Source organism: Psychrobacter piscatorii (assembly GCF_904846415.1).
Classification (GTDB): domain Bacteria; phylum Pseudomonadota; class Gammaproteobacteria; order Pseudomonadales; family Moraxellaceae; genus Psychrobacter; species Psychrobacter piscatorii.
In genome coordinates this window covers 1-24,453 of the sequence record NZ_CAJHAR010000030.1, presented here as the reverse complement: position 1 = coordinate 24,453, position 24,453 = coordinate 1, and the positions used below count along the sequence as shown (strand labels likewise).

20 protein-coding genes are annotated in these 24,453 nt (G+C 45.3%); 15 read left to right on the top strand and 5 right to left on the bottom strand.

All coding sequences use genetic code 11. The features are described from left to right. Positions 1 to 67 precede the first annotated feature (67 nt). The 3 genes from dut to JMX83_RS12175 form a co-directional block, all read right to left on the bottom strand. Positions 68 to 532: a dUTP diphosphatase gene (dut, locus tag JMX83_RS12185; protein ID WP_201602168.1), complete on the bottom strand. Its 465-nt coding sequence runs from the start codon at positions 530 to 532 to the stop codon at positions 68 to 70. Positions 533 to 658: 126 nt separating this feature from the next. After that, positions 659 to 2,050 carry a magnesium transporter gene (gene mgtE / locus JMX83_RS12180; RefSeq protein WP_201602213.1) on the bottom strand — a complete coding sequence of 464 codons (1,392 nt, stop codon included), beginning with the start codon at positions 2,048 to 2,050 and terminating at the stop codon, positions 659 to 661. A 120-nt stretch (positions 2,051 to 2,170) separates the two neighbouring features. Beyond that, complete coding sequence (locus tag JMX83_RS12175; protein ID WP_201602166.1) at positions 2,171 to 4,204, bottom strand: UvrD-helicase domain-containing protein; 2,034 nt, start codon at positions 4,202 to 4,204, stop codon at positions 2,171 to 2,173. A gap of 801 nt (positions 4,205 to 5,005) precedes the next feature. Here JMX83_RS12175 and ndhC point away from each other — a divergent pair. The 14 genes from ndhC to JMX83_RS12105 all read left to right on the top strand — a co-directional run bounded on the left by ndhC (position 5,006) and on the right by JMX83_RS12105 (position 22,368). Beyond that, positions 5,006 to 5,629 (top strand): NADH-quinone oxidoreductase subunit A, encoded by a 624-nt coding sequence (ndhC, locus tag JMX83_RS12170; RefSeq protein ID WP_201602164.1) that lies wholly within the window; start codon positions 5,006 to 5,008, stop codon positions 5,627 to 5,629. Positions 5,630 to 5,808: 179 nt separating this feature from the next. Then, complete coding sequence (locus JMX83_RS12165; RefSeq protein ID WP_201602162.1) at positions 5,809 to 6,477, top strand: NuoB/complex I 20 kDa subunit family protein; 669 nt, start codon at positions 5,809 to 5,811, stop codon at positions 6,475 to 6,477. A gap of 148 nt (positions 6,478 to 6,625) precedes the next feature. After that, positions 6,626 to 8,401: an NADH-quinone oxidoreductase subunit C/D gene (gene nuoC / locus JMX83_RS12160; protein ID WP_201602159.1), complete on the top strand. Its 1,776-nt coding sequence runs from the start codon at positions 6,626 to 6,628 to the stop codon at positions 8,399 to 8,401. Positions 8,402 to 8,569: 168 nt separating this feature from the next. Further along, entirely contained in the window at positions 8,570 to 9,079 is a 510-nt protein-coding gene (gene nuoE / locus JMX83_RS12155; RefSeq protein ID WP_057758927.1) for an NADH-quinone oxidoreductase subunit NuoE, read from the top strand. Between the two features lie 56 nt (positions 9,080 to 9,135). Further along, entirely contained in the window at positions 9,136 to 10,500 is a 1,365-nt protein-coding gene (gene nuoF / locus JMX83_RS12150) for an NADH-quinone oxidoreductase subunit NuoF (RefSeq protein ID WP_455431201.1), read from the top strand. A gap of 10 nt (positions 10,501 to 10,510) precedes the next feature. Continuing rightward, positions 10,511 to 13,579 carry an NADH-quinone oxidoreductase subunit NuoG gene (gene nuoG, locus JMX83_RS12145; protein WP_201602154.1) on the top strand — a complete coding sequence of 1,023 codons (3,069 nt, stop codon included), beginning with the start codon at positions 10,511 to 10,513 and terminating at the stop codon, positions 13,577 to 13,579. Positions 13,580 to 13,631: 52 nt separating this feature from the next. Further along, positions 13,632 to 14,624, top strand: coding sequence for an NADH-quinone oxidoreductase subunit NuoH (gene nuoH / locus JMX83_RS12140; RefSeq protein ID WP_201602211.1), 993 nt, complete (start codon positions 13,632 to 13,634; stop codon positions 14,622 to 14,624). Between the two features lie 55 nt (positions 14,625 to 14,679). Then, positions 14,680 to 15,228 (top strand): NADH-quinone oxidoreductase subunit NuoI, encoded by a 549-nt coding sequence (gene nuoI, locus JMX83_RS12135; RefSeq protein ID WP_010198902.1) that lies wholly within the window; start codon positions 14,680 to 14,682, stop codon positions 15,226 to 15,228. Continuing rightward, positions 15,225 to 15,956 carry an NADH-quinone oxidoreductase subunit J gene (nuoJ, locus tag JMX83_RS12130; protein WP_201602152.1) on the top strand — a complete coding sequence of 244 codons (732 nt, stop codon included), beginning with the start codon at positions 15,225 to 15,227 and terminating at the stop codon, positions 15,954 to 15,956. The genes nuoI and nuoJ overlap by 4 nt, the downstream gene beginning before the upstream one ends. 98 nt (positions 15,957 to 16,054) lie before the next feature. Further along, the gene (nuoK, locus tag JMX83_RS12125; RefSeq protein ID WP_025653102.1) at positions 16,055 to 16,363 is read left to right on the top strand and encodes an NADH-quinone oxidoreductase subunit NuoK; all 309 of its coding nucleotides are present in this window, start codon (positions 16,055 to 16,057) and stop codon (positions 16,361 to 16,363) included. A 4-nt stretch (positions 16,364 to 16,367) separates the two neighbouring features. Next, positions 16,368 to 18,242 carry an NADH-quinone oxidoreductase subunit L gene (nuoL, locus tag JMX83_RS12120; RefSeq protein WP_201602150.1) on the top strand — a complete coding sequence of 625 codons (1,875 nt, stop codon included), beginning with the start codon at positions 16,368 to 16,370 and terminating at the stop codon, positions 18,240 to 18,242. Between the two features lie 2 nt (positions 18,243 to 18,244). Continuing rightward, positions 18,245 to 19,870: an NADH-quinone oxidoreductase subunit M gene (gene nuoM, locus JMX83_RS12115; protein WP_201602148.1), complete on the top strand. Its 1,626-nt coding sequence runs from the start codon at positions 18,245 to 18,247 to the stop codon at positions 19,868 to 19,870. A 3-nt stretch (positions 19,871 to 19,873) separates the two neighbouring features. Continuing rightward, entirely contained in the window at positions 19,874 to 21,352 is a 1,479-nt protein-coding gene (nuoN, locus tag JMX83_RS12110) for an NADH-quinone oxidoreductase subunit NuoN (RefSeq protein ID WP_201602146.1), read from the top strand. 176 nt (positions 21,353 to 21,528) lie between these two features. Further along, a complete protein-coding gene (locus JMX83_RS12105) occupies positions 21,529 to 22,368 on the top strand; it encodes a ferredoxin--NADP reductase (RefSeq protein WP_201602144.1) in 840 nt (279 codons plus the stop codon). Between the two features lie 104 nt (positions 22,369 to 22,472). Here the strand turns inward: JMX83_RS12105 and JMX83_RS12100 are convergent, their stop codons facing one another. Further along, positions 22,473 to 23,252, bottom strand: coding sequence for a hypothetical protein (locus JMX83_RS12100; protein WP_227675852.1), 780 nt, complete (start codon positions 23,250 to 23,252; stop codon positions 22,473 to 22,475). A 424-nt stretch (positions 23,253 to 23,676) separates the two neighbouring features. Continuing rightward, the gene (gene tnpA, locus JMX83_RS12095; protein WP_201602141.1) at positions 23,677 to 24,075 is read right to left on the bottom strand and encodes an IS200/IS605 family transposase; all 399 of its coding nucleotides are present in this window, start codon (positions 24,073 to 24,075) and stop codon (positions 23,677 to 23,679) included. A gap of 74 nt (positions 24,076 to 24,149) precedes the next feature. Here tnpA and JMX83_RS12090 point away from each other — a divergent pair. Beyond that, positions 24,150 to 24,453: helix-turn-helix domain-containing protein (locus JMX83_RS12090; RefSeq protein WP_201602138.1), on the top strand; the 304-nt coding region annotated here is incomplete at its 3' end.

Here is a 24,453-nt window from a genome sequence, read left to right as displayed (position 1 = left end):
ATCTTGGTGACGATTTAGCTTAGTGACGATCTAAGTCGCTGTCTGAAACTTACTTGCCAATGAATGGTTACTGACGACCCGAATGCCCGAATCCGCCAGCACCGCGCACGCTTTCATCACTGAATTCTGCAACCACCTCGAACTCAGGACGAGCAACAGGCACCACGATATACTGTGCCATGCGATCGCTTGGATTGAGAATAAAATCATTCTCGCTACGGTTCCAGATGCTAACCATCAGCTCACCCTGATAATCGGCATCAATCAGCCCAATCAAGTTACCCAAGACGATGCCATGCTTATGGCCAAGTCCCGAGCGCGGCAGAATCATACCGGCATAATTAGGGTCTTGAATATAAACGGCGAGGCCCGTACCTATCAAGTGAGTTTCGCCGGCTTTGATCGTTAAGGGCTCATCAATACAAGCACGTAAGTCGATACCCGCACTGCCATCGGTGGCACGAGTTGGCAAAGAAAATGCTTCATCTTCAGTAATTTTAGGGTTGACCACTTTCACTTGTACAGCTTGCATAACACACTCACTTAACGATTTAGAAGTTTTATAAATTAAGACCATTCAACAAAATTGTATAAACAACAATGCTATATAAATAGCAATGCTATATTTCTATTGGATACTTTATCATCCAGCAATTCACTAGAGTATTAACACACTCGCCAAGCCTAAAAATGACATAAAACCGACAATATCTGTAACAGTGGTTAGAATCACTGAGGCTGATAACGCAGGATCGATATTCATACGTTTTAGCATCAGCGGTATACTAATTCCCGAGACATTAGCCGCAGTCATGTTGATCGCAATGGCAAAGCCAATGACAGCACTAATTTTGATGTCATGAAACCATAATTGGGCAATAAATGCCATTATTATCGCCCAAATGATACCGTTTATCGCTCCAACCCACAGCTCTTTATTAAGGAGCCAGACTCGGTTAGAACCACCGATTTGACCCATTGCCATACCGCGGATAACGACTGTCAAGGTTTGCGAGCCTGCAATACCGCCCATACTGGCGACCACTGGCATCAATATCGCTAGCGCCACCACTTCTGCCAACACTTCCTCGAACTGTCCAATCACTGCTGCTGCTAAAAGCGCGGTGCAGAGGTTAATGCCCAACCAGACACTACGGCTTTTAGCACTGGTTAGAATAGGCGCGAATAACTCTTCATCTTGGCTAACACCAGCAAGGTTTTTCATAGTGCTGTCGACATCATCTTGGATAATCTCCATGATGTCTTCGCCATTTAACTGCCCAACCAGCTCGCCATAGCTGTTCGTCACGGGGGCAAAGCGGATATCTTCTGAGCGAAAAATCGCCGCGGCATCTTGGATATCCAGGCGATCATTAATCGTGATAGCCGTATCAATCAGTTCTGACACTAACGTTTTTTGGTCATGTTTAATCAGATCCACCAGACTCAATAGCCCAAGTAATTGCTGGCTTTGATCGACCACGAGCAGCTCTTGGCTTTCGTCATCGAGTAGATCCTCGTTTTCGCGTAGCCAATCCTGTACGTCCGCCAGATAGATATCATCCCGTATTTGGATAATATCAGGATCCATGTAGCTCCCAACTTCCCAGTCATCATACGTATCAAGTTTATTGACTTGGACGCGTGTTTCTTCATCGAGCGTTGCCATGACTGAGGTACGTACGCTCTCAGTGACAGTATCCAAAATCTCAGAGATGTCTTGGGCATCAAGATCTTGAGTAAATAGTGAGATTTCTTGAGAAGAAATATTCTCTAATAATGGCTGGCGGGTATCGTACTCGAGCTCAGCAAGTACTTCACCTTTAATGCTCTCTGGCACTTGCTCCCAGATGAGTAGGCGGTTTTGAGTCGGGAAAGACTCTAGTAGGTTGGCAATCTCATATTCAGACTGCTTTTCTAAAAACTCTGTAATCGCCTCATATGCTTTATCAGCAACCAAATCCTGCAAATACAGCAGTTTATATTCGGCACTATACTCAGCCGGATTATAATCTCCTGGTAGCACTGATGGTCGTTCCTGATCGGGCATCGAGGTAGGCATAAGGATTCCAATATCTTTTATAAAGTGTTAATAATAGCAAATGGCAAAACGTCGGGTTAGCGTTTGCCGAGTCAGTTCTTTTTGGCGTTAGCACTGCCAATGTTGATGTTAGCGCTTACCCAATAAAGCGCGAATATTGGCCAAATACTCATCAGCGACCGCTTCTGGGTCTTTGGTCGCTTTTTTCTTTTTGGCCTTAGCGGGCCAGTCAACATGATCTTCAGGTAGCTCGTCCAAAAACCGTGACTCTGAGGTGACGCGCATCTGGCCACCAGCACGGCGCTGGGTCGCGAGTGTCAATGTCAGCTCACGCCGCGCACGGGTAATGCCCACGTACATCAGACGACGCTCTTCTTCCACTGTCTCACTCATGATAGAGTTGCGATGCGGTAGCATCTCTTCCTCAAGCCCCATGATATAAACAAAATCAAACTCCAAGCCTTTTGCCGCATGCAAGGTCATTAGATTGACTTTGTTGGTATTCTCTTCTTCTTGCTGTTGCTCGAGCATATCGAGCAAGACCAGCTTACGAATGATGGTATCAATCGTACGATCTTCGTCTTCTTCCGCGCGATTAATGAGTGACTGAATACTGGTATACAGCATATCGATATTATCAATACGGTTTTTTTCTTGCTGCGGTGTTTTGGCATCGCTACGGACAAAATCAATATAACCCGTCTCATCAATCATTTGGCGTACGATCGGCACAGGATCAGGGTGTTGGTCCAGCTCACGCGTATAGTGCTCGATGAACTCGCCAAACTCTTTTATTGTGCCGTAAGCTTTTGATGGCAACACATGAGCCAAGCCGGCATGAGTACAAGAAGCCAATAGCGAGATGCTGTGCTCTTGTGCAAACAAGCCAAGCTTCTCTAGCGTGGCAGGTCCCATACCGCGCTTGGGTGTATTGATAATACGCAAAAACGCGCTGTCATCTTCGGGATTTAATATCAGGCGCAGATAGCCCATGATATCTTTGATTTCACTACGGGCAAAGAACGACTGACCGCCCGATAACTTATAAGGCACTTGCAACTGGCGCAATTGTGCTTCTAGCATACGTGCCTGAAAATTACTACGGTAGAGCACCGCATACTGCTCCCACTCATTACCAAAACGTAGCTTATGGGTGACGATCTCTTTGGCAACGCGTTCGGACTCATCATCATCATTACGGCAGTTGATGATGCGGATTTTTTCGCCTTGACCTTTGTCGGACCACAGTTTTTTCTCGAATAAATGCTCGTTGTTCAGAATGACCGCATTGGCAGAGGTCAAAATACGGGTGGTTGAGCGATAATTTTGCTCAAGCATGACGATTTTTAGTTTTGGGAAATCTTCTTTTAGCAGCGCCATGTTTTCAGGCTTCGCCCCGCGCCACGCATAGATAGATTGGTCATCATCACCTACCACGGTAAAGCGCCCTTGGGGTCCAACCAAATGCTTAATCATTTCATACTGGGCGGTATTGGTATCTTGATACTCATCGACCAATAGATAACGAATACGGTTCTGCCATTTGTCTCGCAGTTCTCTATTTTCACGCAAGATTTTGGTTGGCAGTACAATCAAATCATCAAAATCGACCGCATTATACGCACGCAAGTTACGCTCATAAAGTGCGTACAAGGTCGCAAAAATCATCTCTTCTGGATCATCTAATGTCTCCATCGCCTTGTCAGGCTCGATCAAATCGTTTTTCCAATCAGAAATCATCTTGATCGCTTTACCAACCAGCTCACGACTTTCAGCACCACTTAAGTTGTCGCGCATCATCAGCTCCATCAAGAGGCGCTTACTATCATCGCTGTCCATGATAGAGAAGTTGCCTTTTAGTGGCGTATGCATCAGCTCATAGCGCAAAAACTGGAGACCAAATTGGTGAAAGGTCGATACAGTCAAACCGCGCGTTTTTTCGCTTGGGAGCAGTTTGCTGACACGGGCTTTCATTTCACGTGCCGCCTTATTAGTAAAGGTCACAGCAGTAATGCGCTCAGCTGGCATGTCGCACTCTTGAATCAGATACGCAATTTTACGCGTGATCACTGAGGTCTTGCCGGAGCCAGCACCTGCGAGCACAAGTAGTGGGCCGGATACGTAGAGCATGGCTTCTTGTTGTTTGGGATTGAGTTGACTCATAACGTGACCTGTAAGACAAAAGCAAAAAGAGGATAGCGCTGATATAGCACAAGTAGATGAACGCGGTGCGTATCACCAAAATTAATATCGTAGTGATATCTTAATAATGTTTGTTATAAGGATAATAGAATTTAAGGTTTGATGATGACATATCGTAAAATTAGGTGGGTCATTATAAAGCAAAAACGGTCACTTTGGGGGAGGAGTTGGGTGATGAAAATAGGGTATGAGCGCACTTGATTTTTGATGAATAGCGTGACAGCGTTTGCGTATCGAACAAAGCATGGATTTGGGGTTAATATAAGGTAACGTCTATATCATAATTTTTGGTAAAAAAAACACATTTTGTTTCATAGAAAATGACCGTCGAATACAGTTAAAAACTAGCTTTTAGGCACTGATATGCGTATAGTACGTAAATAATTTATGCCAGTTGTCACGTCATTATTAACCACGTGTAATGAGCTATTAAATCAATTAAGTACGCAGTCAGATATGATATTGATTTAATACGTTGATCTTACGTTGTTAGAAGATGCGTTGGGCGACCAGCCTTTATCCGCGTGCATACCGGAATCTCTACAGTTGGTCAGGTCTGACATCGTCGTTAATAAGCTTGATAATTGGTTATTACCAGCAAAATACCTAACATGTGACTCAATGACAGTTACTTAAACACAGTGTCAGTGAATGACAGTTGCTTTGTGTTTTCGTCTGCGTTATACCTGTCGTGAGGCGACCTTAATGGGTCAGTGCCTGCGCTGTGTCTAACACTCGATTGGGTGAGGAGCACGTATTATCATGTCTGCTTTTAATTGGTCAGCAGTTGCTTTTATCTTAGCCGCCATTGGGCTAGTTGTCTTTATGCTGGTGGTACCGCGTTTACTTGGCGGTCGCTCTCAAGGCTTACAAAAAGAAGAGATATTTGAAGCGGGTGTTGTCGGATCTGGCAACGCCCGTATTCGTTTGTCTGCTAAATTCTATTTGGTCGCGATTTTCTTTGTGATTTTCGATTTAGAGGCGCTGTATCTCTACGCGTATTCTGTGTCAGTACGAGAGGCTGGCTGGCTTGGTTTTGCCGCTGCTGCTACCTTTATCACTATTCTGATTATCGGTTTGATTTATGAGCTGAGCTTGGGTGCGATGAACTGGGCACCTGCTGACAAACTGCGTAAAAAGGCACGCTTATATGCCGCGCCTGCTGGCTTTAACTTAGCAGATATCACGAAGTTTGATGGTGCTCACGAGCTGATGGTCGATCCTACTGGTAAAGTACCTGCGCAATCATCCGGTCAAATCAATGTCTCAAACAATATTGAGACCAATCGCCGTCATCTACAAAACATTGATCATATTAATACTACAGGTAATGTGACGTCTGTGGACTTTGCGACGTCTAGTCAAAAAGATAAAGCTGCGCGTTAATGCCAGTTTATGGTTTTAACAGCTAGGTGTTTTTGTAAAGGACAGGCAGCAAGATATAAAGACACCAGCCTGTTTATATCGATGATCGCTGATGATTAGCCACTTATTATTAATAAAATTATGGCGACAGCGCGAGCAAGATGATTGCCACGCCAAGCCTAATATGAAGGTTGTATGTTATGAAATACACATTAACAAAAGCCAACCCTGATGCAGATACCTATCCTGCACAGACCCGCCAAACGGTCAGTGACCCTATCGAAGATGAAGTGAATAAAAACGTCTTTATGGGTCGTCTCGAAGACCTCGTTCATTCGACAGCAAACTGGGGGCGTAAGCACTCACTCTGGCCATTTAACTTTGGTACGTCTTGCTGTTATGTCGAATATGCCACTACCTTAACCGCCGTTCATGATTTGTCACGCTTTGGGGCAGAGGTTATTCGTGCCTCGCCTCGTCAGGCAGACGTGATGATCGTCGCCGGTACTTGCTTTGTTAAGATGGCCCCTGTTATTCAGCGTCTTTATGAGCAAATGCTTGAGCCAAAATGGGTCATCTCTATGGGTGCCTGTGCCAACTCAGGCGGTATGTATGATATCTACTCTGTTGTACAAGGCGTGGATAAAATCATCCCTGTCGATGTGTATGTACCAGGCTGTCCGCCGCGTCCAGAAGCGTTGATTCAAGGCTTGATGTTATTGCAAGAATCTATCACCAAAGAGCGTCGTCCGTTAGGTATCCATGTCAATGAGCAGGGTGTCTATCAGCCGCAAATGACGCCTGAGCGTGACCGTAAGCAAGCAGATCGTATCGCTGTCAAAAACTTACGTAGCCCAGACAGCATCTAAGTTTAGACAGTATCTAAGTTTAGATAGCATTTAGATTCACAGCAATAACTTTAATATTTTATGCGCTTATCATAGTTCGGTTATGATTAACATAGCTCAGTTATGGTTGACATAGTTTAGTTATGATTAATGAAGGAATACGTCATTCATGGTCACGGTAGTCGAAAACACAGATCCTAATATTAAGCCTATCCCAGCAGTCATCACAGAGCTTGAGCAGAAGTACGCTGGTAAATTTGTCGTGCAGCACACTGTGGATGAGATTCCAACGGTTTGGGTGGCGCGTGCTGATTTATTAGACGTTCTCTTATTTTTGCGCAAACTGCCTCAGCCATACGTTATGCTATTTGACTTATCAGCGATAGATGAGCGTTTACGCCAGCATCGTGCGGGTTTGCCTGACAGTGACTTTACGGTGTTTTACCACTTAATGTCGCTTGAGCGCAATAGTGATATACGTGTCAAGGTCGCGCTGAGCGAAGATGATCTCAATGTTCCAAGCGCTACCAATATTTGGCCAAATGCCAACTGGTATGAGCGCGAAGTGTGGGATATGTTTGGCATTGTCTTTACAGGTCATCCGCATTTGACCCGTATTTTATTACCAAAATACTGGGAAGGTCACCCACTGCGTAAAGAGTATCATGCGCGTGCGACTGAATTTACTCCGTACTTCTTGAATACCGCCAAGCAACAATACGAGCAAGAAAACCTACGTTTTGTCCCAGAAGAGTGGGGCATGAAGCGCTCAGGTCGTGATGAAGACTTTATGTTCTTGAACATCGGTCCTAACCATCCCTCTGCTCACGGCGCGTTTCGCTTGGTGCTACAGTTGGATGGTGAAGAAGTCGTCGATTGTATCCCAGATATCGGCTATCACCATCGCGGCGCAGAAAAGATGGCTGAGCGTCAAACATGGCATTCATTTATTCCTTATACCGACCGTATCGATTATCTTGGCGGTGTAATGAATGAGCTGCCATATATCATGTCGGTCGAAAAGCTTGCTGGAATCACCGTGCCGCCGCGCGCTGAGACCATTCGCGTGATGATGAGTGAGTTTTTCCGTATTACCAATAACTTACTATTCGTCGGTACGTTCATTCAGGATGCGGGCGGTATGACCCCTGTATTCTATATGTTTACCGATCGCCAAAAAGCCTATGACGTCATCGAAGCCGTGACTGGCTATCGTATGCATCCAGCTTGGTTCCGTATTGGCGGTACGGCTGCTGATCTGCCACGTGGCTGGCAGCGTTTGGTTCGTGAGTTCTTAGATTGGATGCCAAAACGCTTGGACGAATATGTCAAAGCGGCATTACAAAACAGCGTGCTCAAAGGCCGTACCCAAGGGGTTGCTCAATATAATGCCAAGCAAGCACTTGCTTGGGGCGTGACGGGCGCTGGTCTGCGTGCGACGGGCGTTGACTTTGATCTGCGTAAAGCGCGTCCATACATGGGCTATGAGAATTACGATTTTGAAGTGCCAGTTGGCTACAACGGCGATGCGTATGATCGCTGTATGGTCAAAGTCGAAGAGATGCGTCAGTCATTACGTATCATCCGTCAATGTATGGATAATATGCCGCAAGGCCCTTACAAAGCGGATCATCCACTGGCTGTACCACCGCCGAAAGACCGTACGCTAAATGATATCGAAACGCTGATTAACCACTTTATCTCGGTATCTTGGGGTCCTGTGATGCCAGCAGGCGAATGTACGACGATCGTCGAGGCGACTAAAGGTCTGAATAGTTATTACATCACCTCAGACAAGGCCACGATGAGCTATCGCACCCGTATTCGTACGCCGACATTTGCGCATTTGCAACAGATGCCGTCGGTCATTAATGGCTCGCTGGTTTCTGATGCCATTATGTATTTGGCATCGATTGATATTGTGATGGCGGATTGCGATCGTTAAGATCTTGATCTTTAAGGTTAAAACCGCTGCTTCAAAAGTATTTGTTCATCAATATATTATTGCCTGATGGCACACCAAAATGCTGTCACTTGTCGATATAACCACAGTTTCAATCAGACTGATATTGGCTTGTGATAGAGCAGGATGAGTGAGGAAAGACAGAAGATTATGAAAATTGTTTCCGACAAAATGCCAAAAGTAGATGTGGAAAGCATTCTCACTAGTGATGAAATTGCTGCCATTCATGAGTTTATGCACCATTACCCACAGGCGCGTGCTGCCTCATTAGATGCGCTAAAAATCGTGCAAAAGCGTAACGGCTGGGTCGATGATGCGCAAGCAAATGCCATTGCCAATATCCTAGATATCCCGATGTCAGACATGGACGGAGTTGCGACTTTCTTTAACCGTATTTATCGCCAGCCTGTCGGTCGCCATGTGATTCTCATATGTGACTCCGTGGCTTGTTATTTGACAGGTTATGAAGCGCTGTCAGCTGAGATTAGATCACAGCTGGGTATTGAGTATGGTCAGACAACTGCTGACGGACGTTTTACCCTATTGCCAATTTGCTGCTTGGGCAACTGTGATAAGGGACCAGCGGTACTGATTGATGAAGACACTTACGGCCCTGTCCAGCCATCTGAGGTCGCGCAATTATTGGAGCTATACGCATGAGTTTAACGATTTCAGAGCAGATTGCTCGTCGCGGTCAAGGCCAAGCGCCAAGCCAGCTGAATGCACAGCGTGTTCCAATTTACGGTGATAAAGCGACAGCCACTAGCGAAACCAAGCCTTTGACGTGGCGTTTGGCACATCATGATGCCGTGCTTGATTTAGCCACTTATGAGTCTCTAAAAGGCTTTACGGGTCTAAAAGAAGCGCTATCTAAATCGCCTAAAGATGTCGGCAATATGATCAAAGCGGCCAATGTTCGAGGTCGCGGTGGTGCAGGCTTTAACGCGGGTCTCAAATGGTCATTTATGTCGCCACCAGACGGTTTGCCGCGTTATCTCATCTGTAATGCGGATGAGATGGAGCCGGGTACGTTTAAAGATCGCCTATTAATGGAGCGCTTACCGTTTCAGCTTATCGAAGGTATGCTAATTACTGCTCATGCTATCGGTGCCACTGACGGTTATATCTTTATCCGCGGTGAGTATGTCTTAGCCGCTGAGCGCTTGGTCGCTGCTATCGAAGAATGCTTGGCCAATAATCTGATGGGCGACAATATTTTAGGCTCAGATTTTAGCTTCAATCTGCATGTACATACTGGCGCTGGACGTTATATCTGCGGTGAAGAAACAGCGCTGATTAACTGTCTAGAAGGCCGCCGTGCTAACCCACGTACCAAACCGCCATTCCCACAAATTTCTGGTGCATGGGGTCGTCCAACCGTTGTTAATAACGTTGAGACTTTATGTAATATGCCAGCGATTTTGAATCATGGGGTCGAGTGGTATCAGTCGTTATCTGAAATCAAAGGCAAAAGTAAAACGCCAGGCACCAAACTATTCGGCTGTTCAGGTTTAGTTAATGATCCAGGTCTTTGGGAATTACCATTTGGTTATACGGCACGCGAAATCATTGAAGATTTAGCGGGTGGTATGAAAGATGGTAAAACTCTCAAAGCGTGGCTCCCTGGTGGCGCCTCGACTGACTTTTTGACCGCAGAACATTTGGATGTGGTGGTAGATTTTGACACCATTCAAAATGCGGGTAGCCGTATGGGTACAGGTCTGATTATGGTCGTTGATGAATCACAAGACATGGTGCCACTACTTCGTAATCTTGAGATTTTCTTTCAGCGCGAGTCATGCGGTTGGTGTACGCCATGCCGTGATGGTCTACCGTGGGGCGTCAAGCTGCTTACCGCCATCAATGATGGTGAAGGGCAAGTGGGCGATGTAGAAAAACTAGAAGGCCTGACGCGTGACTTATGGATTGGTAAGACGTTCTGTGCGCATGCCCCAGGTGCGATGGAACCACTGATGAGTGCGATTAAATATTTCCGTCCAGAGTTTGATCAAAAAATCGCGCAGGCGGTTGGTGTCGATGTTATTGATGCTGCAGCCAACCAACAGCCAGTAGTGAAATAAGGAGAGCGGCATGGCAGTCATACATATTGATGGAACCACTGTCGAAGTAGATAGTGCAGACAACTTACTACAAGCCTGCTTATCACTTGGCATTGATGTGCCGTATTTTTGTTATCATCCAGCTCTTGGCTCAGTAGGCTCGTGCCGTCAGTGCGCGGTCAAGCAATTCCAGAATAAAGACGATATGGAAGCGGGTCGCGGTCGCCTAGTCATGTCATGTATGGTCGCTCCTGGCGATGATATGTACATCTCTGTGACTGACGATGAAGCCAAAGCATTCCGCAAGTCGATGGTTGAGCTACTTATGACCAACCATCCGCATGACTGTCCAACTTGTGAAGAAGGTGGACATTGTCACTTGCAAGACATGACCTATATGTCAGGTCATAGCCGTCGTCGCTATCGCTTTACCAAGCGCACGCACCACAACCAAGAGCTTGGTCCATTCATCGCGCATGAGATGAACCGTTGTATCGCTTGCTATCGTTGTGTACGTTTTTATAAAGACTACGCAGGCGGCGAAGATTTGGGTGTTTATGGCTCAAATAATCGCGTCTATTTTGGTCGTGATAAAGATGGTCAGTTTGAAAGCGAATTTTCAGGCAACTTAACCGAAGTCTGCCCAACCGGTGTGTTTACTGATAAAACTCATTCTGAGCGCTACAACCGTAAATGGGATATGCAGTATGCGCCAAGCATCTGTCATGGTTGCTCAGCTGGTTGTAATATCTCACCGGGCGAGCGTTATGGTGAATTGCGCCGTATCGAAAACCGTTATAACGGCGAAGTAAACCGCTATTTCTTATGTGACCGTGGCCGCTTTGGTTATGGCTATGTCAATCGTGATGATCGTCCAACCCAAGCGCTTGAACGTATCAATGATAAGCATGTCAAAATCAATATTGACTACGCACTTGATGAGACCATCAAACGACTCAAAGATAAAAAAGTTATCGGAATTGGCTCACCACGTGCCAGTTTAGAGACTAACTTTGCGCTAAAAAATCTGGTCGGCTTTGATAACTTTTCAACAGGTCTGAATCATCAGCAGCAAGCACTGGTCAATAAATGCATCGAAGTGCTGAGCACTGAAGGCATTTATAACCCTAGCATGACCGATATCGAAACGCATGATGCAGTGCTCGTATTAGGTGAAGATATCACTCAAACTTCATCACGTGTCGCGCTGTCAGTACGTCAAGCCGCAAAAAATGAAGGCTTGAAAATGGCAGCGGCATTGCAAACGCAGCCGTGGCTTGCTGAACCAGTCAAACGTATTGCCCAAGATGCGTTAAGCCCAGTCTATGTCATCGATGTAACGCAAACAAAGCTAGAAGACATCAGTAAAGTGAGCGTAGTTGCGACACCTGAAGACATCATTAAACTTGGCTTCAAAGTCGCTGATGAAATTGCTAATTTCGCTGATGATTTAGCAGACATAACAGACCCACAAGCAGCTGATGCTAGTGCTGAAACTGACGGTATGCAAGCGTTGGCACAGCAAATCGCTTATGACTTGATTCAAGCCGATAAGCCTTTAGTTGTCTCGGGTAGTAGCTTGTCTTCTACCGCATTGATAGAAGCAGCAGCACAGATTACCCAAGCGTTGACCCAAAAACGCGCGGCAATCAAAGCGACTGAGCAGCAGCAGGTCGAGGCACATAATGCCAAAGTACAAGCAGCGCAAGCGAAAGCGGCTAATGACCAGCCTGAAGAAGACCAAGATTTATCTGCTAAGCCAAACAAACCTGAAACGGGCGTAAATACAGAAGCGCAGGATGATGTCGAGCGTGAGCCTGCTGAAAACCTTGAATTAAAAGAAGTAAATAACAAGTATCAGGCACAAGCAGGTATCTACCTAACGGTTCCTGATGCCAATAGCATGGGCGTTTGTATGCTTGGCGGTCAGTCAGTTGAAGAGCTGCTAGCCACTGATTACGATGTGGTTGTGGTTGCAGAAAACCAGCTAACAGATGCGATTGACGCCAATAAATTGACGCAGCTACTGACTGATAAAACGGTCATCGCGTTAGATCATCAGCTCCTTGATTGGCATAAAGACGTCGATATCGTATTGCCAGCGGCAAGCTTTGCAGAAGCGGATGGTACATTGATATCAGCTGAAGGCCGTGCGCAGCGCTTCTTCCAAGTTTATGATAACGAATACTACCATCCGATGAGCAGTATTAAAGAAGGTTGGCGTTGGATACATGCTGTGCATAGCAGCATTGAAGGTCGTGATGTCGACTGGACGCAGCTAGATGATGTTATCAATGCATTGATTGCCACCCATCCTAAACTTGCAGGTATCAAAGGTGCTGCGCCTGATGCTGACTACCGTATAACGGGTCTGAAAATCGCGCGTCAACCGCGTCGTTATTCAGGTCGTACTGCTATGCGCGCGCCAATCTCAGTGCACGAGCCAATGCAGCCAAAAGATTTGGACACTGGTCTAACTTTCTCAATGGAAGGTTATAGCGGTAAAGAAACGCCCAGCTCGATGATTCCTTTTGCCAATGCAGCAGGTTGGAACTCACCACAAGCATGGAACAAATACCAAGACAAAGTCGGCGGTCATCTGAAAAATGGTGATCCAGGGGTGCGTTTGTTCGATCAGCTAGAGCGTCTAGCCACTCGTCAATATGTTGCGCCAGAAGCCATGTCTGCAAACACTACTGACTTACAGCAAGGCCAAGCGAAACTGGTACCGGTTCATAATATTTATGCCAGCTCAATGATGGCATCACGTAGCCCAATCGTCGCAGAGCAGCTGCCAGTTGCAACATGGCGTATCGGTATAGATGATGCCAAAGACTGGAGTATTGCTGATGGTGATTACTTGGCGATTGAAATTGACAAGCAACAAATCACTTTGCCAGTACAGCTGGTTGGTTATCTAGCAGAAGGCTGTATCGGTTATCCAGTTGGACAGGTGAGTATTATTCACCCATCAATGCCAGCGTCGGTACGTAGAGTAGATGCACCAGTAACGATGATGGGTAGCATGGCTAACGACATGATGAACAATAACGATACAGCGCAAATGAACGCAGCGCCGACCACCACACAGGAGGTGTAATATGCAAGTTACCCGTATTATCCCTGATGTGCCAAGCTTTTTGGCCAATAGCATGAGCTTTGATACTTGGTCTATTTTGTTTTTGGTGGGTCAATCGCTAGTCATCTTTTTAGTCGTGGTATTGGTTGCCGCGATGATGATTGTTTATGAACGCCGTATGCTGGCATTATGGCAAGACCGTTATGGTCCAAACCGCGTTGGACCTTTTGGTTCGTTGCAGTTGGTCGCCGATATGCTAAAAATCTTCTTTAAAGAGGATTGGACACCAAACTTTACCGATAAGTTTATGTTCACGTTGGCACCTGCGGTTGCAATGTTTACTGCCTTGGCTTCATTTGCCATTATTCCTATCTCACCAACACTTGGCGTGGTTGATTGGGATATTGGTATTTTGTTTTTCTTTGCTATGGCGGGTATTGCTGTCTATGCGGTGATGTTCGGTGGTTGGGCCTCTGCCAACAAATTCTCGCTACTCGGTGGTTTGCGCTCAGCTGCACAGACGATCAGTTACGAAGTGTTTTTAGGTTTGTCGTTGATGGGCGTTGTTGCACTAACAGGTTCATTTAACTTGCGTGCCATTGTCGAAGCACAAGTCGACGGCTGGTATATTATTCCGCAGTTCTTTGGCTTTTTGACCTTTGTCGTGGCTGGCGTGGCCGTTACGCATAGACATCCATTTGACCAACCAGAAGCAGAGCAAGAACTGGCTGAAGGTTATCATGTCGAATATTCGGGTATGAAGTTTGGTATGTTCTTCATTGGTGAGTATGTCAACGTTGTCTTGATTTCTGCCTTGATGACTTGCTTGTTCTTTGGCGGTTGGCTTGCGCCCTTTAATTTAGATATCCCATTTATTCCACCAGCTTTTTGGTTCATGATTAAAACGCTGTTCTTTATGACCATGTTTATTTTGGCTCGAGGCTCACTCATGCGTCCGCGTTATGATCAGGTGATGAACTTTGGCTGGAAAGTATGTCTGCCAGTAACGCTGATTAATCTATTAATCACTGCTGCGGTCATTTTGATCTTTTCCCCAACGTTATAGTCATTACTAGCCATCACTGATGAACTAGGGTAAAGCTGATAAGGATAATAATCCCATGTTTACTACCATAAAAAAGACCGTCATTGGTATATTTACCATTGTCCGCAGCATGTGGATGGTCAATAGTCATGCGCTCAGACCGCGTGACACCATCCTTTATCCTGAAGAGCCGGTACCTGTACCGCCGCGTTTTCGTGGACGTATTGTCCTCACGCGTGATCCTGATGGAGACGAGCGCTGTGTTGCTTGTAACTTGTGTGCGGTAGCATGTCCGGTAGGGTGTATCTCATTACAAAAAGCCGAGCGTGAAGATGGACGCTGGTATCCAGAGTTTTTCCGTATTAACTTCTCACGCTGTATTTTTTGTGGATTGTGTGAAGAAGCCTGTCCAACGACAGCGATTCAAATGACCCCAGATTTTGAATTGGGTGAATATAAGCGCCAAGATTTGGTCTATGAAAAAGAGCATTTGCTTATTTCAGGACCAGGTAAATACCCTGATTATAACTATTATCGTGTGACAGGTATGGCGGTAGCGGACAAACCAAAAGGCGCAGCACAAAATGAGTCTGCACCGATTGATCTAAGGAGCTTGCTACCATGATGAATATTTTGAACCATCCTGAACTGGCTGGGTTTTATTCGCTTGCAGCAGTGGCAATATTTGCCAGTCTGCGCGTCGTGACTCAGGCCAATCCAGTGCATGCTATCTTATCGATGATTGTATCGTTACTGGCAATCGCTGGGATATTTTTTGTATTAGGTGCGCCGTTTGCGGGTGCGTTAGAGATTGTCGTTTATGCTGGTGCCATTATGGTGCTATTTGTCTTTGTCATTATGATGCTGAACTTGGGCATGAGTAATGACGAGCGCGAAGAGCGTTGGCTCGATGCGGGCACTTGGGGGATACCGACAGGATTGACGATAATCATTGCCGTTGTGCTCTATGCAATGATTGGTCTTAATCATGATGAAGCAGTCATGATGGGTGGCACGACTATCTCTGCCAAAGCAGTGGGTACGGTACTGTTTACTAAATATATCATGCTGGTTGAAATTGCAGCTTTATTACTACTAGCGGCTTTGGTGGCGGCATATCACTTAGGTAAAGAGTCAATTGATGAAGAGATCGTCGGTCATGCGAGTCAAGACTTTCAGCCAAGTGTAGGCAGTATCAAACAATACGACAATGACAGTACGCTTACACAGCATGATGGCGTAGAAATGGCTAAGCCTTATGAATATAAAGATGTTGACCCGCATGACTATGTTGGTATGAAGGTAGGCATGAAAACAGGTGCGAACAAAGTTACGCGCAAGGAGTCAGACTAATGGTACTAGCAGCAAGCGTGGCACAAGATGTGTCAAACGTGCCGTTTGCCCACGAGGTGGCAGGCTTAGTACAGCCAGTTGCTGAGGCGCAAAATGTACTGGGTATGATACCCATGAGTCATGGACTGATTTTGGCAGGTATTTTATTTGCCATCGGTCTGTGCGGCGTCATGGTACGACGTAACTTCCTATTTATGCTCATGAGTCTTGAGATCATGATGAATGCGGCGGCATTGGCATTTGTAGTGGCAGGTAGTCGCTGGGTCGATCCAGACGGACAGATTATGTTTATCTTTATTTTAACCTTGGCCGCGGCTGAAGCGTCAATTGGTCTGGCAATATTATTGCGTTTTTATCATCAGCGTGGGCATCTCGATGTCGATAGCGCCAATGAGATGAAAGGATGATGTCATGAGTTTATTACCATTAACCTTTATATTCCCGCTCATTGGCTTTTTGATTTTAGCCTTTATGCGCGACAAATTATCAGAGACGGTCGCAGCGATTGTTGGCGTGGGTAGCATGCTGTTATCAGCACTATGCACGCTAGTGGTTAGTTATACCTTTTTGACCACCAATCCAGCTGGAACGGTAATTGAAGTTCCGCTGTGGACATGGTTCCAAGTTGGCGATTTTGCCCCACATTTCGGTTTGAGCTTTGATGGTCTTGCATTGACCATGACAGGGGTCATTACTGGGATTGGCTTTTTGATTCACCTATTTGCCTCTTGGTATATGAAAGGCGACACTGGCTTTGCCCGTTTCTTTAGCTATATGAACTTGTTTGTGGCCAGTATGTTGTTACTGGTACTCGCAGATGATTTGTTCTTGCTATATCTCGGTTGGGAAGGCGTGGGTATCTGTTCGTACCTATTGATTGGTTATTATTACCATGACAGAGCCAACGGCCGTGCCGCGATGAAAGCCTTTACCGTCACGCGTGTCGGTGATGTGTTCTTAGCCTTTGGTTTATTTTTATTATTTCGCGAATTCGGTACGCTTAATATTCAAGAAATTATTACGCGCGCGCCAGAAGTGTTCGATGTGAATAACCCAACGATGATGCTAACCACGATGATGTTGGTCGGTGGCGCGATGGGTAAATCAGCGCAGTTACCACTACACACGTGGCTTGCTGATGCGATGGCAGGCCCGACACCAGTATCGGCATTGATTCACGCGGCAACAATGGTCACGGCAGGGGTTTATTTGATCGCCCGTCTACATCCATTGTTTGAGCTAACGCCAGGTATCTTATTGTATTGGGTTGGCGGCGTCGGGGCGTTGACGCTGGTCGTTGCTGGATTCTGTGCGCTCGCGCAAACAGACATTAAACGTATCCTTGCTTACTCAACGATGAGTCAAATTGGCTATATGTTTTTGGCGCTTGGCGTGGGTGCATGGCAAGGCGCGATTTTCCACTTGATGACCCATGCTTTCTTTAAAGCCTTGCTATTCTTATCATCAGGGGCGGTCATCCTTGCAGTACATCATGAGCAAGACATCTTTAAGATGGGTGGTCTGCGCAAAAAGATACCATTGGTATTTTGGTGCTATATCGTCGGTGGCGGTGCACTGGCTGCGATACCTTGGGTGACCGTTGGCTTTTATTCTAAAGAAGCGATTCTTTGGGAGACCTATGCCACAGGTCACTTAGTACTATTCTATATGGGTGTATTTGGTGCGTTCCTAACGGCAATCTATACATTCCGTATGATTTGGATCATATTCTTCGGTGAAGAAAAAACCCATGCGCATAAGCTATCAGGGGTATCGTATTGGTTACCGTTGACGGTATTACTCGTCCTATCTACTGCTGTTGGTGCATGGATTACACCGCCACTACAAGGCGTCTTACCGGAGAGTGTGGGTCATCTGCTAGAAGTCGCGGGTCAAGATCACGCCAAGCACACCGCAGAGTATATCGCGATGGGTGCAATGGCAGCAGGTTTGATATTGGCGGCATTACTATATGTGGTCAATAAAGGACGTATGCTCACGAGCTTTAAGCGCTCACGTATTGGTGGGGCGCTATATCACTGGTGCTACCATGGCCTAGGTTTTGATGCGCTATACGATATAATTTTTGTAAAACCCTTTTTGTTCATCGGCCGCTTATTAAAAGCCGACCCTATCGATAAAACGTGGTATATCTTGCCTAAGCTGGCTTCAGCAGGTAATAAAGTATTGTCTGCGACGCAAACAGGGTCTCTTCGAGGTTATGCCACAAGCTTTGGCTTGGGTATGGCTGTATTGCTGGTGCTGGTAATGATGACGGTGGTGTAAAGATGATTGAGTTACAACAAACGTGGATGCTACCAGCATTAATCGCAATTCCTTTTATTGCAGGATTGCTGTGCTGGGTGGTAGAGCGATTTAATAAACGTCTGCCGCGCTGGATTGCCTTGATCGGTATGACGTTGACCTTTGCTTTGTCATTAGTGCTTTGGCAGCAGGGTGATTTTAGCGGTATGAGTAAGCAGGTTATCGCGCCAGATGCTACCGTACCTTGGGTCGCTGAATTTAGTGTGCCATGGATACCGAGTTTTGGTATTAGCTTTCACTTGGCGCTAGATGGTTTATCACTGATGATGGTAGCCTTAACAGGCTTGCTTGGTGTGGCTGCCGTTGCTTGTTCGTGGAATGAGATTCAGCGCCGTGTTGGTTTCTTCCACCTGAACTTGCTATGGAGTTTGGGCGGCGTCATCGGGGTTTTCTTAGCGATTGATCTGTTCTTATTCTTCTTCTTTTGGGAGATGATGCTGGTTCCTATCTATTTCTTGATCGCCATTTGGGGTCATGATGTGGTTGGCAAAACCAAAGAATACGCCGCAACTAAGTTCTTTATTTATACCCAAGCGTCTGGGCTTATCATGCTCATCGGTATTTTGGTATTGGTCATTATCAGCTACGCCCAAACAGGGGTAGTGAGCTTTAACTATAATGAATTGCTCGGTACGTCACTTGGCGGCTGGGAATATCCCATCATGCTGTGCTTCTTTATTGGCTTTGCGGTGAAGTTGCCAATTATCCCGTTCCACGGCTGGTTGCCAGATGCGCATGCGCAAGCACCAACGGCAGGTTCGGTGGATTTGGCAGGTGTACTAATTAAGACTGCTGCCTATGGTTTGATTCGTTTTGTATTGCCGCTATTTCCAGCAGCGTCACAAGAGTTTGCGCCGATAGCGATTACCCTAGGTACGATTGGTATCTTCTACGGTGCTTGGCTCGCGTTTATGCAGACTGACATGAAGCGTTTGCTCGCGTATACCAGTATCTCGCATATGGGTTTTGTGGTATTGGCAATCTATGCTGGAACATTGCTCAGCTTACAAGGTCTGATGATTCAGATGCTTGCTCATGGCTTGAGCTCAGCCGCATTATTCATCATGGCAGGGCAGCTATATGAGCGTCTGCATACACGTGATTTGACCTTGATGGGTGGTATGTGGGGACAGTTCCGTTACTACGCACCGATACTGATGTTCTTCTGTGCGGCATTACTTGGTATTCCAGGTACGGGTAACTTCATTGGCGAGTTCATGATTTTGTTTGGCTCCTTTGCTCAGTATCCTGTGTTTGTGGTATTTGCGACATTCAGCTTGGTACTCGCAGGGCTATACTCGCTCATTTTGATTCATCGCGCACTATTTGGTGAAAATAATATTGCAGAATTAGCAGAGCGAGAGACTAAGTCACATGGTTTGCCGACACGTAAATTAAAAGATTTGGGCAAGCGCGAGCTATCGTTACTATTGATGTTAGCTGCTGGTTTGGTATGGCTTGGACTGTATCCACAGCCGTTCCTTGATACCTCAAGTCATGCGATGCAGTGGATCAATAACGCATATATATACAGTCAAGTGACACAGGTAGATGCGTCGCAACTGCTTGATGTAATGGAGGCACGTTAAGTCATGAATGAGATTACGATGAATGATTTGATAGGGCTTGTGCCTTACGCGCCGATTATCGCCGTAGTGATTACGGTACTCGTGGTGATGATTGCCATCACTATCAAGCGCTCGCATATGGTCACTGGTACAATTACCGTGGTCGGTTTGAATATTGCGCTGGTTACGTTACTTGGGCAAATGACAGGCTTTATCGAAAGCGGTGCTATCGCGCCAAATGCTGAGCAGTTATTTGTGATTGATAACTTTGCTCAGTTCAATATGGTGGTGATCCTGATCTGCGCATTGGCTTGTTGTACGCTATCGTATGCGTATTTGGCCAACCTTAAAGACAATAAAGAAGAGCTGTACTTGCTCATGCTGCTATCGACCATTGGTGCACTACTGATGGTAAGCGCGCAGCACATGGCATCATTCTTTATGAGTCTAGAGATGTTGTCAGTGCCTTTATACGGTTTGCTCGCTTATACTTATATGCGTAACCGCTCGCTTGAGTCGGGGCTGAAGTATCTAGTGTTGTCAGCGACAGCGTCAGCGACTTTACTTATGGGTATGGCCTTTATCTATGCAGAAGTGGGCTCGTTAGCATTTAAGCCAATCAGTATGGTGCTAGGCAATTTGTTTGAATCGCCACTACTGATATTGGGTGCGGCGATGATGATGTTTGGTATTGCCTTTAAACTCTCGGCTGCTCCTTTTCATATGTGGACGCCAGATGTTTATGAAGGCGCGCCTGTTCCTATCGCGACCTTTTTGGCATCCGTCTCAAAAGTTGCCATGATGGCGCTGGCGGTTCGATTCTTAATCGATACCTCTTTATTGGCATTGCCATCGGTGCAGATGTTATTAATGGTGATGGCAACCTTGTCTATCTTGGTAGGTAACTTGTTGGCTGTGCGTCAGACCAGTCTAAAGCGTCTATTGGGTTATTCATCTATTGCCCATATGGGTTATGTGATGATCGTCATTGTCAGTATTGGCGCTGCTGCTGATAGCATCTCTAGTATGTATATGGCGGTGTATGCCTTTACGTCTATCGGTGCTTTTGGTGTGGTGACATTAATGTCGAGTCCATATCGCCTGTCTGGCGAGGCCGATGAGCTGACTCATTATCAAGGGCTATTCTGGCGTCGTCCAGTATTGACTGCGGTGATGACTATCATGATGTTGTCACTGGCTGGTATTCCATTGACCGCCGGCTTTATCACCAAGCTATTTGCAATATTAGCTGCTGTACAAGGAACCAACTGGTTCTTAGCGGCGATGATTATCCTAGGTAGTGCGATTGGTCTATTCTACTACTTGCGCGTGTTACTCACACTGTTCAAGCGTCCTAAGCAATTCATTGAGTTTGATGTATCAAAGCAATGGGGTATTCGTACCGGTGGTATTATGGTTATTGCTGTGACGGCGATTATTCTATTCTTTGGTATCTTGCCAAACAGTATGATCGAATGGGCGAGCTTGGCTCGTATTTGGTAGATTCAATGATTTATGCGATAAGATAAATCGTCGCAGCTTATCTGTTGTTACGGTTAAAAAACCAAGATGCGCCCGCTTTATGATAAGCTTGGCGCATCTTTTTTTGCTTAATTTTTGTCTTTGGCAAACTTATCTTATAAAAATACCATTTAATAAAATATGAGTGATGAACAGTTATGAGTGACAATATTCAAACGGTAACGGTACTCAGCAAAACCACATGGACGCCAAATTTATTTAGTTTTACCGTCAGCCGTCCCGATAGTTTTAAGTTTACCGCCGGACAGTTTGTGCGTTTGGGCGTCAATCCTAGCCAGTTGAAATATTACCAGCAGGTTGAGGCAAGTGATGAAGTCTCTAATGAAGTCTCTAATGAAGCATTGAATGAAGATATCTTTCGAGCGTATTCGATTGTGTCTTCGCCATTCGATGAGGTGCTAGAGTTTTTCTCTATTGTGATTCCTGATGGTGCCTTTACCTCACAGCTGCAACATCTACAAGTGGGCGATGAGCTATTACTTAATACCATGCCATTTGGATTCTTAACGTTAGCGCGTTATCAAAAACCATTGCCAAAGGATTTGTGGCTGCTCGCGACAGGGACTGGTCTTGCACCATTTTTATCGATGCTACAAGACCTAAAGACATGGGAAGACTACGAGCACATTGTACTGGCCTATAGCGCACGCTCGACGGATGAGCTTGCTTACGTCGAGCAAATCGAGCGCTTGCAAGAAGACTTTGGCACTTTGGTGGATAATCCAGCAAAGCTGATTTTCATTCCCATCGTCACCCGAGAGTCTGTCGACGGGGCCTTGTCAGAGCGTCTGCCGAAGCTATTATTAGAAGGGACGTTGCAAGCGCGCGCGGGTATCGATTTGGATGTCGATACGACGCATGTCATGCTATGTGGTAACCCAGATATGGTGGATGACACCAAAGAAGCATTGAAGACATTGGGTCTGGTGATGAATCGACGCGGTGAGGGTAATATCGCTGTTGAGAACTATTGGTAGAGGTAGCTGACGATTATCTTGGTTAACAAAAAACGCTGCATCTTACAGGTTATTAGCCTTACAGATGCAGCGTTTTTTATAGAGAATTGATGTATCTTTGATAGTTATTCTTGGCTTGGTTCGGTGGCATCGTCTATCGGGTTGATAGGGCCTTGCATCAATTGCGGCTCATCATCGTCGCTAATGATATCTTCGTTATTGCTTGAGGCCAATAAGTCACGATAGTTAATCTGCGCCTTCAAAACCATTTGCTCTTCTTCAAGCTTTCCGTAGTTGACCTGTACTTTATACAACGCACTCATGATCTTTTTGTTGTTCTTTAGCCAGCGGTTAATATCGAGGTAAATCACTTCATCTTTTGGGCGAGCAATATTGACGTAGGAGAGAATAAAACCTAATGGGTCTTTTTTTAGGACGCTATGATAAAACCAAATAGCCAGCTTGACACCTTGGCGCTTAACAAAAGACTCGCAGCGTAGATTTAGTATGTCGGTATACGTCTGCTGACCAAACACAAAACGTTGAACATTACGATCTAGCTGCACATGCACCAAACTAAAGTTACTGGCCACTTCAGCGTAAATACCGCCAGCATCAACCGTACAGTATAAGCGAAACCAATCATCATGCATTTCAACGCGCAGCTCTAGTATGGCTTTTACATTATCCGTCACAAAGCTTTGTAGCGCCTCGTTGACGTATTTTTGTGCGACTGGTAGGGATATCTCATCTTCGAGTTTGTCTGTCGTTTTATGATAGATGTCTTTAACCGATTGAGCGATACGCTCCCAACCACTACCAAGTGACTCGTCAAAACGATAGCCGATGTTCTCAAAGAACTCGTCAAAATTGTCTGAATTGTTCACGTTATCAAAGTCACTCAAACTTATTATCCTTACAATTATAGGGCTTATCACTCAATCGGTGGCACCAGGCGTTGTTAATTAAAAAATATAGGCGAAAACTTCATCAAGCCACCAGCGCATAATGATCCTACACTTAATAGTACTATGCTTAGTATTAAGTGCTAAAACAGTATATAACAAATACAGTGGCTTCAAAATGAACACATGCGTTTTATGACAATCCATTTGATATCATGAGTGTTATACCTGTTTTATAATGTTTTTGTCGATATAGTTTTTCTTAAGGCGATAAATGTTTTATTAAATGAATCAAAGGTCATAAACACTGAAGGATTAGGTCAAAACTATGCCATTGATGGTTAGGCTAGCGACATAGTTTTATCAAAAAAGCGAAAGAGGACTCCACCCGACATTAGGGTGGAGGTGAATTTCGCATCACTGGCTAGCCTTGCTGGTTCTGAATATATTGTTTAATAATATCTAATGGCGCACCGCCACAAGAGCTTGCAAAATAGGAGCGTGACCAAAGCACAGGTTTAGAATAAGCTGCTCTTAAATCAATAAAATCACCTCTCATTCGTCTACTTGTGACTGACTTCAAGTTATTAACCAATTTACTTAATTGCACTGTTGGTGGATACTGGATAAGCATGTGAATATGATCTGCCTCACCGTTACATTCTTTTAACTCAGCATCAAAACTCTTGCATACCTCAGTGACACACTCACTGAAATGCTCATGATGCAGCTCCCCTAAAACCTTTTTTCGGTACTTAGTAATAAAAACCAAATGAACGTGAAGATTAAAGGCAGCATGACGGTTTTTATATATCTCACTCATTGTAATAAAAACTCTTAAATGCTAGTATCATAAGCATAATATCAAATACACACTCATTAATAAAGAACGCATTTATGAAAATCAACAAAGCGTATAAATTTAGGCTTGAGCCTAATACGGAGCAGGAGGTTATTTTAAATAATCTTGTCGGCTCTGCACGTTTTGTCTGGAATCAAATGCTAGCAATCTCATTTGAGATGTTTGCTAAAGATGAGTTTATCAATGCCACGAACCTTGTTAATAAAATCATTGATCTAAAGAGCAATCCTGATTTCGAGTTCTTAAAAACCAGCTCAAACGCTGTATCCTTACAACAAAAAGTACGTGATCTGGCATCAAGCTGGTCGCGTTTCTTTGATCCTAAAGCACATGCCAAGC

Excerpts from the sequence above, each read along its gene's own strand:
- dut (WP_201602168.1), bottom strand. The coding sequence starts at position 532 with ATGCAAGCTGTACAAGTGAAAGTGGTCAACCCTAAAATTACTGAAGAT.
- mgtE (WP_201602213.1), bottom strand. The coding sequence starts at position 2,050 with ATGCCCGATCAGGAACGACCATCAGTGCTACCAGGAGATTATAATCCG.
- JMX83_RS12175 (WP_201602166.1), bottom strand. The coding sequence starts at position 4,204 with ATGAGTCAACTCAATCCCAAACAACAAGAAGCCATGCTCTACGTATCC.
- ndhC (WP_201602164.1), top strand. The coding sequence starts at position 5,006 with ATGTCTGCTTTTAATTGGTCAGCAGTTGCTTTTATCTTAGCCGCCATT.
- JMX83_RS12165 (WP_201602162.1), top strand. The coding sequence starts at position 5,809 with ATGAAATACACATTAACAAAAGCCAACCCTGATGCAGATACCTATCCT.
- nuoC (WP_201602159.1), top strand. The coding sequence starts at position 6,626 with ATGGTCACGGTAGTCGAAAACACAGATCCTAATATTAAGCCTATCCCA.
- nuoE (WP_057758927.1), top strand. The coding sequence starts at position 8,570 with ATGAAAATTGTTTCCGACAAAATGCCAAAAGTAGATGTGGAAAGCATT.
- nuoG (WP_201602154.1), top strand. The coding sequence starts at position 10,511 with ATGGCAGTCATACATATTGATGGAACCACTGTCGAAGTAGATAGTGCA.
- nuoH (WP_201602211.1), top strand. The coding sequence starts at position 13,632 with ATGAGCTTTGATACTTGGTCTATTTTGTTTTTGGTGGGTCAATCGCTA.
- nuoI (WP_010198902.1), top strand. The coding sequence starts at position 14,680 with ATGTTTACTACCATAAAAAAGACCGTCATTGGTATATTTACCATTGTC.
- nuoJ (WP_201602152.1), top strand. The coding sequence starts at position 15,225 with ATGATGAATATTTTGAACCATCCTGAACTGGCTGGGTTTTATTCGCTT.
- nuoL (WP_201602150.1), top strand. The coding sequence starts at position 16,368 with ATGAGTTTATTACCATTAACCTTTATATTCCCGCTCATTGGCTTTTTG.
- nuoM (WP_201602148.1), top strand. The coding sequence starts at position 18,245 with ATGATTGAGTTACAACAAACGTGGATGCTACCAGCATTAATCGCAATT.
- nuoN (WP_201602146.1), top strand. The coding sequence starts at position 19,874 with ATGAATGAGATTACGATGAATGATTTGATAGGGCTTGTGCCTTACGCG.
- JMX83_RS12105 (WP_201602144.1), top strand. The coding sequence starts at position 21,529 with ATGAGTGACAATATTCAAACGGTAACGGTACTCAGCAAAACCACATGG.
- tnpA (WP_201602141.1), bottom strand. The coding sequence starts at position 24,075 with ATGAGTGAGATATATAAAAACCGTCATGCTGCCTTTAATCTTCACGTT.